The organism is Amycolatopsis suaedae, from assembly GCF_004214935.1.
GTDB classification, from domain to species: Bacteria; Actinomycetota; Actinomycetes; order Mycobacteriales; family Pseudonocardiaceae; genus Amycolatopsis; species Amycolatopsis suaedae.
This window is the reverse complement of sequence record NZ_SFCC01000019.1, coordinates 108,299-125,472: the sequence shown is the minus strand read 5'-3', so window position 1 is coordinate 125,472 and position 17,174 is coordinate 108,299. Positions and strand designations below refer to the sequence as shown.

At 70.6% G+C, this 17,174-nt stretch carries 13 protein-coding genes; 11 read left to right on the top strand and 2 right to left on the bottom strand.

Annotation, left to right across the window (positions count from 1 at the left end):
• Positions 1-374: 374 nt before the first annotated feature.
• Together EWH70_RS31040 and EWH70_RS31035 are read right to left on the bottom strand one after the other, a co-directional pair.
• On the bottom strand, positions 375-704 hold the full coding sequence (locus EWH70_RS31040) for a helix-turn-helix domain-containing protein (protein WP_130479123.1): 330 nt from the start codon (positions 702-704) through the stop codon (positions 375-377).
• A 77-nt stretch (positions 705-781) separates the two neighbouring features.
• The gene (locus EWH70_RS31035; RefSeq protein ID WP_130479122.1) at positions 782-1,606 is read right to left on the bottom strand and encodes an alpha/beta fold hydrolase; all 825 of its coding nucleotides are present in this window, start codon (positions 1,604-1,606) and stop codon (positions 782-784) included.
• Between the two features lie 99 nt (positions 1,607-1,705).
• On the opposite strand from EWH70_RS31035, the gene EWH70_RS31030 reads away from it, so the two are divergent.
• From EWH70_RS31030 to EWH70_RS30980, 11 genes are all read left to right on the top strand, one after another.
• Entirely contained in the window at positions 1,706-4,366 is a 2,661-nt protein-coding gene (locus tag EWH70_RS31030; protein ID WP_130479121.1) for a LuxR family transcriptional regulator, read from the top strand.
• Between the two features lie 115 nt (positions 4,367-4,481).
• The gene (locus EWH70_RS31025) at positions 4,482-6,977 is read left to right on the top strand and encodes a S8 family serine peptidase (protein WP_130479120.1); all 2,496 of its coding nucleotides are present in this window, start codon (positions 4,482-4,484) and stop codon (positions 6,975-6,977) included.
• A gap of 18 nt (positions 6,978-6,995) precedes the next feature.
• Complete coding sequence (locus tag EWH70_RS31020; protein ID WP_130479119.1) at positions 6,996-8,519, top strand: S8 family serine peptidase; 1,524 nt, start codon at positions 6,996-6,998, stop codon at positions 8,517-8,519.
• A 65-nt stretch (positions 8,520-8,584) separates the two neighbouring features.
• The gene (locus tag EWH70_RS31015) at positions 8,585-9,391 is read left to right on the top strand and encodes a poly(ethylene terephthalate) hydrolase family protein (RefSeq protein WP_130479118.1); all 807 of its coding nucleotides are present in this window, start codon (positions 8,585-8,587) and stop codon (positions 9,389-9,391) included.
• A gap of 38 nt (positions 9,392-9,429) precedes the next feature.
• On the top strand, positions 9,430-10,854 hold the full coding sequence (locus tag EWH70_RS31010; RefSeq protein ID WP_130479117.1) for a phytoene desaturase family protein: 1,425 nt from the start codon (positions 9,430-9,432) through the stop codon (positions 10,852-10,854).
• Between the two features lie 71 nt (positions 10,855-10,925).
• Positions 10,926-11,300: a hypothetical protein gene (locus EWH70_RS31005; RefSeq protein WP_130479116.1), complete on the top strand. Its 375-nt coding sequence runs from the start codon at positions 10,926-10,928 to the stop codon at positions 11,298-11,300.
• 3 nt (positions 11,301-11,303) lie between these two features.
• Positions 11,304-12,536 carry a hypothetical protein gene (locus tag EWH70_RS31000; protein ID WP_130479115.1) on the top strand — a complete coding sequence of 411 codons (1,233 nt, stop codon included), beginning with the start codon at positions 11,304-11,306 and terminating at the stop codon, positions 12,534-12,536.
• A 97-nt stretch (positions 12,537-12,633) separates the two neighbouring features.
• Entirely contained in the window at positions 12,634-13,767 is a 1,134-nt protein-coding gene (locus EWH70_RS30995) for an NAD(P)/FAD-dependent oxidoreductase (protein WP_130479114.1), read from the top strand.
• Positions 13,768-13,791: 24 nt separating this feature from the next.
• Positions 13,792-15,309 carry an L-piperidine-6-carboxylate dehydrogenase gene (gene amaB / locus EWH70_RS30990; protein ID WP_130479113.1) on the top strand — a complete coding sequence of 506 codons (1,518 nt, stop codon included), beginning with the start codon at positions 13,792-13,794 and terminating at the stop codon, positions 15,307-15,309.
• Between the two features lie 43 nt (positions 15,310-15,352).
• Positions 15,353-15,874 carry a PadR family transcriptional regulator gene (locus EWH70_RS30985; RefSeq protein ID WP_240687322.1) on the top strand — a complete coding sequence of 174 codons (522 nt, stop codon included), beginning with the start codon at positions 15,353-15,355 and terminating at the stop codon, positions 15,872-15,874.
• Positions 15,871-17,085, top strand: coding sequence for a cytochrome P450 (locus tag EWH70_RS30980; RefSeq protein ID WP_130479112.1), 1,215 nt, complete (start codon positions 15,871-15,873; stop codon positions 17,083-17,085). Before EWH70_RS30985 ends, EWH70_RS30980 begins: the two co-directional genes overlap by 4 nt.
• Positions 17,086-17,174 lie beyond the last annotated feature (89 nt).

Genomic DNA, 17,174 nt, shown 5'->3' with positions numbered 1-17,174 from the left:
CGTGAAGGCCACCTTCACCACGTGAGACGTAAAGGCCCCGGCAAAGTCGGCAGTCGTGGTGGTGCGGGAGCGTGGAGTTCGCGTGCCGGAGCGTGGGACTCGCGTGCACGACGGTGGGACTCGCGGGTCGGGAACGGAGGACTCGCGCGAACGGCCCAGTCACGCGGGCGACCGGCACTAGGTGAGAACCGGGTCCACATCGTGAGTTCTGCGCTCACGCACGCGAGTTCTGCGTTCCGGCACGCGAGTTCTACGTTCCGGCACGCGAGTTCCACACTCGAGACCAGCCACCTCACCTGCCCGCGACCGGACTTTGCCGGGGCCCTGACGTGAGACGTAATGAAGGTGGCCTTCACGAGCTTGGAGCCGGACGCTCAGGCGGCCATGAGCAGGGGGCCGGCGGGGCGGCGGAGCGGCACGGAACCGCCGGTCCGGCCGCGCCGGACCTCGCCCGCGATCCCGGCGAGCAGGTCGGCCAGCCCGACGCCGAGCGCGCCGGTGACCGCGGCGATCATCTCGCTGGACGGCTCCTTGCGGCCGCGCTCGATCTCGGACAGGTACTGCGGCGAGATACCGGCCCGCTCCGCGATGTCGACAAGGCGACTGTTCTGTTCCTCCCTCGCCGCACGCAGGCTCCGGCCGAGCACCTCACGCCACAACGGTTCGGGCTCGGGGTCGCGGTGGAAGGGCAGGATGTCGGCCATGCCGTCATCCTGACACCCCGGCGGCGCCGGGCGGCAGCCGTTCCGCTCACGGCGGAACGGCAGACCGGCAGAAACGGCTACCGCCCCGCGACCCGCCCGAGCCAGGAGCGCAGCAACGTCGCCAGCTGGACCGGGGCGTCCAGCTGGATCAGGTGCCCGGCCTCCGGCACGCGGGTGAGGTCCGCGCCGGGAATGGCGGCGGCGAGCCGTTCACCTGTCGCCAGCGGGATCCACGCGTCCTCGGTGCCCCACACCACGGTCACCGGGATGTCGAGGTTGCCGAGCAACGCCTCGTTCGAGGCGAGGAACCCCTCGTCGTAGGCGGCGATCTGACGGTAGAAGGCGCCCTGGCCCTCCTCGCCGAGCCACGGTCGCGTCAGGCGCGCGAGGTCGGACTCCCGCAGCTCACGGTGGGCGGCGCTGCCGATGTAGGTCCTGACCACCGACTCGTGGACGTAGGGCGGCAGCTTGCTCAGGACGTCCGGATGTTCCTTGACCAGCCGGAAGAACGGCGAACCCGACGGCGGGATGGCCACCACGTCGGCCATCAGCAGCGACGCGTACGGCACGCCGTGCACCAGGGTGGCACGCAGCGAGACGGCGCCGCCGTAGTCGTGCGCGACGACGTGCGGCCGGTCGAGTTCCCACGCCCTCAGCAGCGCGGTGAAGACCTCGGCCTGGACACCGAAGTCGACCGGATGCGCGGGGTCCTTCGACGACCGGCCGTAGCCCGGCATGTCCCAGACATACACGGTGAACTCGGCACTCAGCGCGTCCGCGAACGGTTCCCACAGCCACGACGACCACGGTGTTCCGTGGCAGAACACCACGGCAGGCCCGGAACCGGCCTTGCCCCAGACGATTTCCCTGCCCTTCCACGACAAACATCCGTCGAGTTCCATGACCCGACCCTAACCGGCGGGACCGACAGCCCGCGGCCGAATAGGTAAGGGCCCTTATCAAAGGACCGCCGCCGCGATTTCCCGGCGTAAGGTCTGAGCATGCCGTTCGTGGCGAGAGACGCGGAAATCGCGGCCCTGCTGGCGGCCGCGGATTCGCCGGGGGCGTTCGTGGTCGTCGAGGGGGAGCCGGAGTCCGGCAAGACCCGGCTGCTCGACGAACTCTGCGCGCGCACCGCCGCCCGGTCGGCCCGCTGCGCCGCGCACGACGGATCGGTCCCGCTCGGGCCGGTGGTCGACGCCGTCGAACGCACCGGACCGCCCAGCAAGCCGCCGCCGGTCACCGGCGCCCTGCGTACCGTCCTGCCCGAATGGGCGCCGCGGCTGCCGGAGGCGCCCGCCACCACGAGCAGGCACCACCTGTTCCGCGCGCTGCGCGAGGTGCTGGGCGACGGCCCGCTGGTGCTCGACGACATCCACCTCGCCGACGAGGAGACCCACGCCTTCCTGCGATTCCTCACCGGCAGCCGGGACGCGCCCGCGGTCGTGGTGAGCAGCGCGCCGGGCGCCCGCTGGCCTGCCCGCGCGGACGCCACCCTCGCGCTCACGCTCGGCCCGTTCCCGGTCGACGCCGTTGCCGCGCTCGCCGGAAGCACGACGCCAGCGGGCGAGCTGCACCGCCGGGCCGCGGGCCGGGTCGGCGAGATCCTCGCCCAGCTGCAGGACGGTGGCACGGAACGGTTCCGCGCCCGCACCGCCGCTCGCCTGGCCGCCCAGGACAGCGCCGTGCGGGAGGTCGTCGAGGCGTCCGCCGTCCTCGCCGAGGCCGCGGGAGCCGCCGTTCTCGGCGCGGTCTCCGGCCTGCCCGCCGACACCGCGATCGCCCGCGCGGTCACCGCCGGCCTGCTCGCCGACCTGGGTATGGACCGGTACGCACCGGGCAGCCCGCTGACCGGGGAGGCCGTCTACGCGACGCTGCCCGGCCCGCGGCGGGCGCGGCTGCACGCCAGGGCCGCGGCGGCGCTGGCGACCTCGGTGGACCCGCCGTCGGCGCGGATCGCCTGGCACCACCGCCGGGCGGGCGAGATACCCGAGTGGATCCGGTGGACGTCCGGCGCGGTCGACCAGGCCAGTCCGGACGAGGCCGTCCGGCTGCTGGAGGAGGCACTGGACGACCCGGGCCTGCCCCGCACCGCCCGCGAGACGTTCGCCGTGCGGCTGAGCAGGGAGATGCCGCACGGCCTGGTTCGCGACGGCACGATCAGCAGGCTGCGGCAGACCGTACGTGATCACCCGCTCAGCGGCTCAGCGCGTGGCGAGATCCGCATGCACCTCGGCCGGGTGCTGATCAACCAGACCGGCCAGGTCGACGCGGGGCGCCACGAGATCGAGCTGGCCTCGGCCGATCTCGCCGGTCACGAGGCGGTGCTGGCCAGGGGCCTGGCCTCGCTGTCCCTTCCCCACCTCGGCGCGGTGCCGGTGCAGGAGAACCTGCGCTGGCTCGCACTGGCCGAGCGGGCGAGCAGGACGGCGGGCGACGCGGTCGTCACCGCGGCCGTCACGGCCAACCGGATGTCGGCCCGGATGCAGGTCGCCGATCCGGACGTCTGGCAGGACATCGAGACACTGCCTGCCGCGCCGGACAGCGCGGACGTCCGCAGGCAGGTCAGCCGCGCCTACGTCAACCTCGCCGACGCGGCGGCCTGGAACGGCCACTACGCCGCCGCCCGCGGTTACCTGGCGACGGCCAAGCAGCTCACCACCGACGAGCGCCAGCCCTACCTCGACGCGCTCGCCGCCGGAACCAGCCTGCGCCTCGACGTCGCCACCGGCGTCTGGGCCACAGTGGACAGTGACGCCGCCCGCCTGCTGGACCAGGTCGGCGCGGCCGGTCCGCTGGCCGCAGAACCACTCGTCGCGCTGGGCTGGCACGACAACAGCAGGGGCAGGCGTACGGCCGCGCTGCGGCACTTCGAGCGCGCACACGCGCTGGCCGAAGGCAGTGCGCCGCTGCGGGCCTCGACGTTCGCCGGGCGGGTGACCGTCCACCTGGCAGGCAAGGACCTGGTCGCCGCCAGCGCGCTGGCCCGGCAGGGACTCGCCGGCATCCGCACGAAAGACAACTGGGTGTGGGCGGCCGAGCTGCTGCCGCTGGCGGTGCGGGTGCTGGTGCTGCTGGGCGGCAGCGGAGAGGCAGCCGAGTTGCTGGCGGAGTTCCAGGAAGGTATCGCCGGCCGCGACGCGCCGCTTGCCACCGCGGCCGACCTGCTGTGCCAGGGCATGCTCGCCAGGGACGCGGGTGAGCCCGCGCGGGCGGCCGAACTGTTCGGCGGAGCCAGGGTCGCCTACGACGCACTGCCCCGGCCGTACTCCGCGGCCAGCGCCGGTGAACTGGCCGGTGACTGCCAGGCCGAACTCGGCGACGCCGAGGCGGCCGTCGCTGCCTACTCGACCGCCGAGGCGCTCTATCACGGCCTCGGCTCTGCCGCCGACGCACTGCGCTGCAGGCGGGCGATGCGCCGGTGCGACCCGCTGCTGCCACGCCGTGGCCGCCGTGGCTACGGGCCCACGCTGTCGCCGAGGGAAACCGAGGTCGCCAGGCTCGCGGCACGCGGCCTGACCAACCGGCAGATCGCCGAACTGCTGTTCCTCTCGCCGCGAACCGTCGAAATCCACGTCGGAAAGGCACTACGCAAACTGGGGTTACCGTCCCGTTCCCTGCTTACCGAGGAAACACTCCGAAAAATCAATAAGGGTCCGTAGCGTAATTGCATGACTCAATTATTGGGTAGTTTACGGCCACCCACCACTATTGTTCTCGCCAGCCGCACTACTCGACAGTAATAGGCGTCCCGATCCCTATTCTACGGAGACGCCCATGTCCAGAAGAAAACGCGCGCTGGGCGCGGCCGTGGCCGCCGTCGCGGTGACGGCACTCGCCGCCCCCACCGCGGCCGCCCAGGCACCCTCCGGCTACATCGTGCTGCTCGACGGTGCCGTGTCCGCCGCGGCCGGCACACTCGCCGAGCGGTACGGCGCCGACCTCGGACACACCTACGACACGGCGGTCCGCGGCTTCTCCGCGACGATGACCGAGAGCCAGGCCCGGCGAATGGCCGCCGATCCCGCCGTCGCACTGGTCGAACGGGACGGCATCGCCACCGGCGTCGACACGCAGACCGATCCCACCTGGGGCCTGGACCGGGTCGACCAGCGGGACCTCCCGCTGGACAGGCGATACAGCTACGCCGGAAAGGGTGAGGGCACCACCGTCTACGTCGTCGACAGCGGCGTGGACTACCGGCAGTCCGAGTTCGGCGGGCGGGCATCCAGCGGGTACGACTTCATCGACAACGACGGTGACGCCGCCGACTGCGCCGGGCACGGCACGCACGTCGCGGGCACCGTGGCCAGCAACACCTACGGGGTGGCCAAGGGCTCAAGGGTCGTCTCGGTACGCGTGCTCGGCTGTAACAACTCCGGCGCGTGGTCGGGGATCATCCGTGGCATCGACTGGGTCGCGAAGAACGCCCGCAAGCCCGCGGTGATCACGCTGAGCCTGGGCGGCGGCGCGACGTCCAGTGTGGACCAAGCGGTGCAGGGCGCCGTCCGCGCGGGCGTGACCGCGACGGTCGCGGCAGGCAACAACGGCCAGGACGCCTGCAACTACTCACCCGCGCGGACACCGGAGGCGATCACCGTCGCGGCCAGCGACGAGCGGGACCGGCGGTCGGTCTTCAGCGGGTTCCAGTCGTCCAACTTCGGCCGCTGCACCGACATCTTCGCGCCGGGCAGCAACATCACCTCGCTGCGCAACGGCGGCGGGACCACCCGGATGAACGGCACGTCGATGGCGACACCGCACGTCGCCGGGGCCGCGGCGATCTACCTGGGCGCCAACCCCAGCGCCTCGCCGTCCCAGGTGACGAGCGCGCTGACCGGCAGCGCGACCAGCGGCAAGATCACCGACGGCCGTGGCTCGCCGAACAAGCTGCTGTACACCGGATCCCTGGCACAGCGGGCGGTCGCACCGACCGACGAGGCGCGGCTTCCCGGCGACGTGCGGCCGGCCAGCATCGGCGGGGAACCGGCCTCGGTCCGCGATCACCCGTTCGTCATCGCCGCGCTGCGGGAAGGCGGTAGCAGGCCACGCGGGCAGAGCTGTTCCGGTTCGGTCATCGCGCCGCGCAAGGTGCTCGTCGCCGCGCACTGCAAGGAACTGCAGGGCCGCAAGACCGTTCTGTACGGGCTGGACGACCTCGCCGCTCCGGGCGGAACGCAGCTCAACGTCGTCGACTACAAGACCCACCCGCGCTACGTCCACTTCGCGCAAGGCTACGACGTCGCCGTCATCACCACCGACGCCGACATCCCCGTGCCCGCGGGCGGCTACGCCAAGGTGGCGACGTCGGCCGACACCGGACTGGAGTCGCCGGGGCGCGACGGCTACAGCCTCGGTTACGGCAAGAAGAGCCACAGTGACAGCCCGCCAGACGTCACCCTGCACAAGCTGACGCTGCCGATCGTCGACCACCGGCAGTGCACCGGTGTGGAGAACGGCGCCGACCCGAAGACGATGATCTGCGCCGGTTATCCCGACGGCCGCAAGACCGTGCTGCCCGGCGACAGCGGCGGCCCGTTCATCGTCGACGGCAAGGTCGCCGGGGTGGCGTCCTGGAGCCGCAGCGACTTCCGCTGGTACAGCATCTACAGCCGGCTCAACAACGAGATGGGCGACTGGGTCAACGAGCAGATCGGCGGTCAGCCGCCGACCGGCAGGTTCAGCCTCGGCGCCACACCGGCGTCGGTGCGGGTGGAACCCGGTAAGCACGTGTCGGCCAGCATCACCAGCAAGGCCGGCGACGGCGGGGCCGAGAAGGTCACGCTCACCGCGTCCGGCCTGCCCGGTGGCGCGACGGCCACGTTCCAGCCGTCGACCATCAACTCCGGCGAGGTGGCGAAGCTGACCATCGAGACGGCGACGTCCACACCGGAGGGTGAGTACCGGATCACCGTGTCCGGCAAGGGAAACACCGACACGGCGACCACGACGCTGATGCTGACCGTCGGTAAGGGGTCCCAGCCGGGCGACCTGGTGGTCAAGGTCGACCCGGCCGCGGGATCCGCCCGGCCCGGGGCGCTGGTCAGCGCCACCGTGACCGCGACCGGCGGCACCGGGTCGATCCGGCTCTCCGCATCCGGCAACGGCCTGCCGATCCCCCCGATGTTCAACCCGCAGACGATCGCCGCGGGCGGCAGTTCCACGATGCAGGTCTTCGCGCCCTTCCAGGCGGGCACCTACCCGATCACCGTCACGGCGGCCGACGCCGCAGGCAAGACCGTCACCGCCACCTACACCCTCACCGTCCAGTGATCAGCGAGGTAATTGTTCATGCGTAGCAAGGGAAAGGCACTACTACTGACGCTCGGGCTGGTGGCACTCGGCACCGGGCTGGCGTCGGCGGCACAACCCGAGGGCACGGTCGTCAAGGCCAGGGAGCACTACGGCGACCAGTACATCGTCGTCCTGCGCGACAACGCCGTCAGCGCGCAGGCGGGTGCCCTGGCGGAACGGTACGGCGGCGAGCTGCGGTCGACCTACAGCGTGACCCTGCGCGGATTCTCCGTACGCGGCATGACCGAGCGGGAAGCCCGGAGGCTGGCGGCAGACCCGGCCGTGAAGTCGGTTCACGAGGACGGCACCGCACGCGGCGCCGACACCCAGCAGGGCGCGACCTGGGGACTGGACCGCGTCGACCAGAAGGCGCTGCCGCTGGACCGCACCTACACCTACAACAACACCGGTGAGGGCGTGACCGTCTACGACCTCGACAGCGGCATCGACCCCGGTAACCCGGAGTACGAGGGAAGGGCCAGCGTCGGCAAGGACTTCATGGGCGGCAACGGTTCCGACTGCCACGGGCACGGCAGCCACACGGCGGGGACCCTGGGCAGCAAGACCTACGGCGTGGCGAAGAAGGTCAAGATTGTCGGCCTGAAGGTCCTCGGCTGCGACAACACCGGGCCCGACTCGGGCATCATCGACGCCGTCGAATGGGTCACCGCCAACGCACGCAAGCCGGCGGTGGCGAACATGAGCCTGACCATGGACGCCCCCGGCGTCGGGGACGACGCGGTGAAGGCGTCGGTCGCCTCCGGTGTCGTGTACACGGTGGCGGCGGGCAACGCCTCCAGCGACGCGTGCAACACCAGCCCGGCCCGGGTGCCGGAGGTGATCACCGTCGGTGGCACCAACTCGTCGGACAACCGCTACTTCGGGTCGAACATCGGGAGCTGCGTCGACCTGTTCGCGCCGGGCGAGAACGTGACCTCGCTCAGCAAGGGCACCGGTGGCGGCTCGACGAACATGACCGGCACGTCGATGGCGGCTCCGCACGTCGGCGGCGCGGCGGCGATGTACCTCGCGGCCAACCCGGGTGCCACCCCGCAGCAGGTGCGCGACGCGCTGGTGAGCAACGCGACCGACGGGGTCATCCGCAACGTCGGCAGCGGGTCGCCGAACAAGCTGCTGAACGTGTCGTTCATCGGTGGCGGCGGCCCGGGCCAGTGCGGCGTGAAGTCCAACAACACGCCGGTCGCCATTCCCGACGCGGGTGACGCGGTGACCACGTCGGTGACGCAGGACTCGTGCCCCGGCACGGTATCCGCGCGGCTGCCGGTGAAGGTGGACATCAGCCACGGCTACACCGCCGATCTGGTGATCGACCTCGTCGGGCCCAGCGGCAGGTCCTACCGGCTGAAGGACTCCGGCGGTGTCGGTTCGGCCGGTGGCGTGCACCAGACGTTCACCGTCGACGCGTCGGCGGAGAACGCCAACGGCACCTGGAAGCTGAGCGTCCGCGACGTGTACCGCTTCGACACGGGCACGATCGAGGGCTTCGCCATCACGTTCTGACCGCACTCCAGCCTGGTGGGCCGCTGGGGCAGCGGCCCACCAGGCTTCCCATGGAAAGGCACCTCATGACACTCACCCGAGCGGTCGTCGCCGCCACGCTCGTCGTCGGCCTGCTGGCGCCGGCACCGGCGTCGGCCGCACCGGCCCGCCACTACGAACAGGCCGGGCCGCACGCGGTCACCGTCGAGCGGGGCGGGCCCGACCACACGCTCTACTACCCCACCGACGCGCCCGGCCCGATGCCGGTGCTGATCTGGGGCAACGGAACCGGCGCCACGCCCGAGCCGTACGACGCCGTGCTGCGGCACATCGCGTCCTGGGGGTTCGTCGTGGCGGCCGCCAACACCACCCAATCGGGTAGCGGCCGCGAGATGCTGGCCGGTGCCCGGTTCCTGATCGACGAGGACAAGCGGCCGGGCAGCGTCTTCCACGGCAGGATCGACGAGACGAAGATCGGGGCGGCAGGCCACTCGCAGGGCGGTGGCGGCGCCATCGCGGCGGGGGCCGATCCGATCGTCGACACCACGGTGCCCATCCAGCCAGGTCCGCAGGGACAGGTGGGCGCGCTGCACGGTCCCGCGTTCTTCGCCGCGGGTCAGGTCGACCTCATCGTGCCCTCGTTCTACGTGCGTGCCCGCTACGGGCAGGCCGATCAGGTCCCCGCCGTGTTCGGCGAGGTACGCGGTGCGGGTCATTTCCTGGCCGGGGACACGCGGGTGCGGCTGCTCGGTGCGGTCACCGCGTGGCTGCGGTACTGGCTGACCGGCGACCAGCGGGCGAAGCCGGTCTTCTTCGGGCCGTCCTGCGAGCTCTGCGGCGACGACGCCTGGTCGTCGGTCGCCCGCAACGACAGGGCCGGCGAGATCACCTGACGGGGCACGCCCCGGGACGAGCGGCTACCGTTCGGCCGATGAACTCCGCGATCGTGGTCGGCAGCGGGCCGAACGGGCTCGCAGCGGCGATCAGGCTGGCGCAGGCCGGTGTCGGCGTGACCGTCCTCGAAGCCGCCGGCCGGATCGGCGGCGGCACCCGCTCCGGCGAGGCCATCGTCCCGGGGCTGCTGCACGACCACTGCTCGGCCGTGCACCCGATGGCCGTCGGCTCGCCGTTCCTCGCCGGGCTCGGGCTCGACCGGTACGGCCTGCGGTGGCGGCTGCCGGAGATCGACTGCGCCCACCCGCTCGACGACGGCAGCGCGGGCGTGCTGCACCGGTCCGTCGCCGAAACCGCCGCCGGGCTGGGTGTGGACGGGCGGCGCTGGGAACGGCTGTTCGGCCACCCGGCCGCCGGTTACGACCTGCTCGCCGAGGACATCCTCGGCCCGCTGCTGCGGTTTCCGCGCCACCCTCTGCGGCTGGCGCGGTTCGGACTGCCCGCCCTCGCCCCGGCGACGCTCGTCGCCAGGCTGTTCGCCACCGAGCAGGCACGGGCACTGTTCGGCGGCGTGGCCGCGCATGCCTTCCATCCGCTGGAGAAACCGTTCAGCTCCAGCATCGGGCTCGGCATCCTCACCGCGGGGCACCGGTACGGCTGGGCGGTCGCCGAGGGCGGATCACAACGCATCGCCGACGCCATGGCGGCATTGCTGACCGAGCTGGGCGGCACGGTGGAGACCGGCGTGCGGGTGCGGTCGGCGAGCGACCTCCCGGCCGCCGACGTGACGCTGTACGACCTCACGCCGACCGCCGTCGCGGACATCCTCGGCGACCGCCTGCCCGCCCGGGTCGCCCGGGCCTACCGGCGCTTCCGCTACGGCCCCGGTGCGTTCAAGGTCGACTTCGCCGTCGAGGGCGGCGTGCCGTGGACGGCGGAGGCGGCCAGGCGGGCGGGGACCGTGCACGTCGGCGGTTCGCTCGCCGAGATCGCCTTCACCGAACGGGAGATCCACCGCGGCCGGATGCCCGAACGGCCCTTCGTGCTGGCCGGGCAGCAGTACCTGGCCGACCCGGGCCGGTCGGCTGGCGAGGTCCACCCGGTGTGGACGTACGCGCACGTCCCGCACGGCTACACCGGCGACGCCACCGAGGCGATCATCGCCCAGCTGGAACGCTTCGCGCCCGGGTTCCGGGACCGGATCGTCGGCACCTCGACCCGCACCACGCAGGGATTCGCCGGGTACAACGCCAACTACGTCGGCGGCAACATCCTCACCGGGGCCAAGGACGTCCGCCAGCTCGTGCTCGGCCCGCGGGCCACGACGCAGCCCTACGACACCGGGCTGCCTGGCCACTTCCTGTGCTCGGCGGCGACCCCGCCGGGGCCGGGCGCACACGGCATGTGCGGCGCGAAGGCCGCCGAGCGCGCACTGCGGCACCTGCGGCTCTCCGAGGCTTGATCAACTTCAAGATTCCCTCAATGTGTAGCGCCTAGCCTCGTGCGGCGCCAATACACGAAGCGGGGGGCCACATGTCGAACCGGGTCAATATTCACGTCAACCCAGAAGAACTGCTCAAGGGGATTCAGGACCACAAGTCCAGCACGCTTGATGGATTCAGCGACCAGCTTGGCAGCTACGGGGCCGCACACAAACTCGTCAGCAGCCCCGATGACCAGTGGTTCGGCGGCAACGGTGGAACCGGTCGGCTCCCTGACGCCAGTCGACAGTTCCTGGCGTGGCTGGCCGGCAAAATCGCGGAACAAATGGCCGAGCAGAAAGAACTCGTTGACTCGTTCGATCGCTACCTCAACGGACTCGCCCAGTTCGCGAACAACTTGCGAGCCGCGGACGAGGAAAGGTGCGAGCAAACTTGCGACCATCGCAAAGTCCTTGGCGGACGGTGACCGATGACCCGCGCGCCGGCCCCGTACACCGACAAACCGGTCCCGGGGTGGGACAGTGAATACATTGACAAGGATGTCCGGAACACTGTCCACGACTTCGCGTGCTGGATCAACTATCTTCTCAACCCGAGCGACCATGACGGACCTCGTCGTTACGTATGCGGCGGCCAGGAAGGTTGTGGCTTCTACTACGATTCAACCAGAAAACGCAACGAGGCAGAACTGGATCACTTCCACAACATCTCTCAAACCCATGGCGAAGCGGCGAGATGGGAACTACGCTCTGTCCTCCAGGACCTGAAGGTTCCATCGCTGTTTCACGCCATACACGCGTTTTGCGGCATGTTGTGGCATGAACACAGCACGATGGGCGACGCATTTCGCGCATTGACCGACGGCGAACTGTGCAAGTCACACCTGCGAATATCAAGCGGTAAATCGCTTCTGTACGACCATGACATGAGTTTCTGCAAGTTTCGTGCGGCCATGGAGGTCATACCGGGGCTGGGCGGGGAAGATCCACGTCACGCCACCTGCCTGTATTACCAGCGAAGCATCGTCATACACGCGGAGCGACTCGAGAACCAAGCCATCCTGCTCGCCGAGGCACTGGGCCGTTACCGAGGGTGCTTCGAGGGCAGCAGGAACAAAGTCAAGTCGTTGATGCAGCGCACGACCGAGATATTCGCCGCGATCGACGAAGGCGGGCTGGCCATCGACATCTCCGGATGGGATATCGCCAACGCGGTGCTCGGCAGCCTGCTCGCCCTGCCGCTCACCGCGACCACAGGGGCCGTCGGCGCCACAATCGTCGGTACAATCACTTCACTGATTGCCGGTGAAATAATCGAGGAATTCCAGGGTTCGGTCGAAGTGGAACGAGCTGACTGGCTACGCGCACCACCGGGCCTGGGGAGCGCCAATCGCGCCCACTGGTTCGAAATTGTGAACCCACTGATCGACGCTTTCGACCGGGCCGGCAACGAACTATTCGACATGATCGACGTGAACAACCAAAACGGGATCGCCCAGGACACCGAACGCAAGCTGAGCAAGCTCATACAGGAGACCAGCCAAGGCTCGCCCATCCCGAAATCCCCCAGTGAAGTCGGCGTCGTGATCGTCGACAGTCATTTCCTGTGCGACAGAGCAAGCGTCTGCGGCAACTACATGGAGCTGGTCAAGGAATACGAGAACGCGGGAATCGACGCCGGAATCGAGCCGGGAAGGGACTGACCGTCGTCGGACCCCCTCGGCATCGTCGAGGATTCCGCACGGTCGAGCCCACCGATCGGGAATGGACGTCAACGGTCCCGACCGGGACCATGTGCCCATGACCAACACGCTGCCCGCCGGAGCCGAGGTCGTCGTCATCGGCGGCGGCGCGATCGGCACCAGCATCGCGTTCCACCTGGCCGAGGCCGGTATCCGCGACGTGGTCCTGCTGGACAGGGGCGAGTTCGGCGCCGGGTCGACCTGCAAGGCCGCGGGCGGGGTACGCGCCCAGTTCTCCGACCGGATCAACATCGAACTCGGCGCCCGCAGCCTCGCCGCGTTCGCCCGCTTCCCCGAGCATCCCGGGCAGGAGATCGACCTGCACCGGGTCGGCTACCTGTTCCTGCTCACCACGCCGGAGGACGTCGCCGCGTTCGAGGCCGACGTCGCGCTGCAGAACGAACTCGGCGTCACCAGCCGCATGATCGACGCCGCCGAGGCGAAGCGGCTCTCGCCGCTCGTGGACACCGAGGGGGTGCTCGCGGCGGCCTTCTCCCCCGGCGACGGACACTGCTCGCCGGAGTCCGTCGTCCTCGGCTACGCCACCGGGGCGCGACGGCACGGTGCGCGGCTGTTCAGCGGGGTCGAGGTCACCGGTTTCGACGCGGGCAGCGTCATCACCGACCGTGGCACGATCCGGGCGGGTGCCGTGGTGTGTGCCGCCGGGGCATGGTCGCGTGCCGTCGGTGAGCTGGCCGGCGTCGACCTGCCGGTGACGCCGGTGAAACGGCAGATCATCTTCACCGAACCCATGCCGGAGCTGCCACCGGCCGTGCCGTTCACCATCGACTTCGGGACGTCGTTCTACTTCCACCGGGAAGGTCGCGGCCTGCTGCTGGGCATGTCCGATCCCGATCAGGAGCCCGGGTTCGACCTGCGCTACACCGACGACTGGCTGCCCCGGCTGGGCGCGGCCATCGGGACCAGGGCTCCGGGCCTGCTCGACGTCGGGCTGCGCGACGGCTGGGCCGGCCTCTACGAGGTGACTCCCGACCACAACGCGCTCATCGGCCGTACCGGGGACTTCCTGTACGCCACCGGGTTCTCCGGCCACGGGTTCCTGCAGGCTCCCGCGGTCGGCGAGGTCGTGCGCGACCTGTACCTGGGCAGGCCACCGGTGGTCGACGTCGGCCCGCTGTCCGCCGAGCGGTTCGCCACCTCGGCGGGGCGCCCGGAAGCCCACATCGTCTGAGAAACCACAAGCCGAGAGGACACCATGACCGTCACCCTGCCGACCACCCAGGAACTGCGTGACCGCGCCCGCACCGCGCTCGACCGCGTCGGGGTGACGCTGCCGGACGGTGACGGCGTCCGGGCACGTACCCCGATCACCGGTGAGGACCTCTTCCCGTTGCGTGCCAGCACGTCCGCCGACGCGGAAGCGGCGATCGCGGCCGCGGCGGAGGCGTTCGGCACCTGGCGGACCACACCGGCGCCGGTCCGTGGCGAGCTGGTCCGGGTGTTCGGCGAACTGTTGCGGGAGCACAAGTCCGACCTCGCGGACCTGGTCACCATCGAGGCGGGGAAGATCCGCTCCGAGGCGCTCGGCGAGGTCCAGGAGATGATCGACATCTGTGACTTCGCCGTCGGTCAGTCCCGGCAGCTCTACGGCCGCACCATCGCGTCCGAACGCCCCGGCCACCGGCTCGCCGAGACCTGGCATCCGCTCGGGGTCGTCGGCGTCATCTCCGCGTTCAACTTCCCCGCGGCCGTCTGGTCGTGGAACACCGCGATCGCGCTGGTATGCGGGGACACCGTGGTGTGGAAGCCGTCCGAGCTGACGCCGCTCATCTCGCTGGCCGCGAGCCACCTACTGGACCGCGCGATCGCCGCGACCGGTGCGCCGAACGACGTGCACCGTCTGCTGCTCGCCGACCGGGCCGTCGGCGAGCAACTCGTCGACGATCCGCGGGTGGCGTTGATCAGCGCGACGGGTTCCACCCGGATGGGCCGCGAGGTCGGGCCGCGCGTGGCCGGGCGGTTCGGGCGCTGCCTGCTGGAGCTGGGCGGCAACAACGCCGCCATCGTCGCCCCGTCGGCCGACCTCGACCTGGCACTGCAGGGCATCGTGTTCGCCGCCGCGGGGACCGCCGGGCAGCGCTGCACCACGCTGCGGCGGCTCATCGTCCACCGCGACGTCGCCGGGAAGCTGCTCGACTCGCTGGTCACCGCGTACCGCAGGCTGCCGATCGGCGACCCCTTCGACGACACCACGCTGGTCGGCCCGCTCATCTCGGCGAACGCGGCCAAGCGCATGCGCGAGGCCATCGCCCAGGCCCAGGCCGAGGGCGGCGAGGTCCTCGCCGGCGGCGGCCTGCTGGACACCGGCGCGGGCGCCTACGCCGAACCGGCCATCGTGCGCATGCCCGGCCAGACCGCGATCGTGCGGGAGGAGACGTTCGCGCCGATCCTGTACGTGCTGACCTACGACACGTTCGACGAGGCCATCGCGCTGCACAACGACGTCCCGCAGGGGTTGTCGTCGGCGGTGTTCACCCGCGACCAGCAGGAGGCCGAGCGGTTCCTGGCCGCCGACGGTTCCGACTGCGGCATCGCCAACGTCAACATCGGCACGTCCGGCGCGGAGATCGGTGGCGCGTTCGGCGGGGAGAAGGAGACCGGCGGCGGCCGCGAGTCCGGCTCGGACGCCTGGCGCGCCTACATGCGCCGCGCGACCAACACGGTCAACTACTCCAGCACGCTCACGCTGGCCCAGAACGTCAGCTTCCTCTGACGTCACTCAGTGTTGTTGGCATGTCACGCTAACCTAGGTTACCGTGACACATGTGTGGATCGAGATCCTCCTGCTGTCCCGGCTCGCCGAGGGCCCGTTGCACGGCTACGAGCTGCGCAAGGCGGTGGAGGCGTCGACGGGCCGCATGCTGTCGAACAACTCGCTGTACCCGACGCTGCGGCGGTTCGTCGACGCCGGCGCGGTGCTCCGCGACGCGGAGGACCAGCAGAGCAAGCCGCCCCGGCACGTGTACTCGATCACCGACGTCGGCAGGGAACTGCTGCACGACCAGCTCACCGACTTCCCCGAGGAACTTGCGCTCAACGACACGGAGTTCCTGGCCAGGGTGGGCAACTTCAGCAGGCTCGACGAGGACGAACGCCGCGCGGTGCTCGACACGCGTGACCGCGTCATCACGGCCGAGCGCGAGCGGCTCAGCAAACTCGCGGCGGCGCAGGCGGATCCGTGGACCCGCACCGTGCTGGCCGAGGTCGGCCGCAGGCTCACCGAGGAACGGGCGTGGCTGGACACCCTGCGCTCGACCAGTAGCGAGGAGGACCGATGACCACCACCGAGAACCCGCGGCTGCCCTTCGACCGGCGCAACGCGCTGGAGATCGCGCCGCTGTACGCCAGGCTGCGCAGCCGGTCCCCGCTGACCAGGGTCGTCACGCCGGCCGGTGACCCAGCGTGGCTGGTGACGTCCTACGAGCACGTCAAGGAAGTCTTCCGGGACAACCGGTTCGGGCGTTCCCACCCGGAGCCGGAGCGTGCGTCCCGCATCTCGCACGCCGCGTTGCAGGACGGCCCCAGCGGCAACTACGACACCGAGGAACACGAGCACAAGCGGATGCGCCGCATGCTCGCGCCCGCGTTCTCCGCTCCGCGGATGCGTGCGCTCAGCGACCACATCGCCGACCTCACCAGCCGCTGCCTCGACGACATGCGCGCGGCGCAGGACGCGAACCCCGGCCGTCCGGTCGACCTGACCGAGCTGCTCGCGTTCCCGCTGCCGGTGCTGGTGATCTGCGAGTTGCTCGGCGTCCCGTTCGCCGACCGTGCCCACTTCCGGACGCTGTCCGAACGCATCGCGGTGCTCGACGGCAGGGAGGACGCTCAGGCGGCGATGCGGGAGTTCATGGCCTACACGGCGTCGCTGGCGGCGGCCAAGCGAAAGGATCCGCAGGACGACGTCATCTCCGACATGGTGGCCGTGCAGGCCGAGGACCCGACGTTCACCGACGAGGACCTGGCCCGCCAGGCCGCGGGTCTGCTGTTCGCCGGCCACGAGACCACGTCGACCCGGATCGCGCTCGGCGTGTTGTTCCTGCTCAGCGACCTGAGCAGGCGCGACCGGTTCGTCGCCGACCCGGACGGTCAGGTGCAGCGGACCGTCGAGGAGATCCTGCGGCTGTCGGCCACCAGCGGCACCGGCGGGCTGCTGCGGTACGCGCACGAGGACGTCGAGATCGGCGGGGTCCGCATCGCGCGTGGCGACGCCGTGCTCGTGTCCAGCGACGCGGCCAACCGCGACGAGTCGGTGTTCCCCGCGCCGGACGAGTTCGATCCCACCCGCTCGCCGAACGTCCACGTCGCGTTCGGGCACGGCGCCCACGTGTGCATCGGCGCCAACCTCGCCCGCATCGAGCTGCGGACCGTGTTCCCGGCGCTGTTCCGCCGGTTCCCCACCATGCGGCTGGCCGTCGACGTCGACGACATCGCGGTGCGCACGGACAGGCTCGCGGGCGGTGTGGAGAGCGTGCCGGTCTTCCTCTGACGCTGACCGGCGCTGGCCCCGGAGCACGTGAAGGCCACCTTCATTACGTCTCACGTCAGGGGCCCGGCAGGGTCCGGGGCGGGCGACCG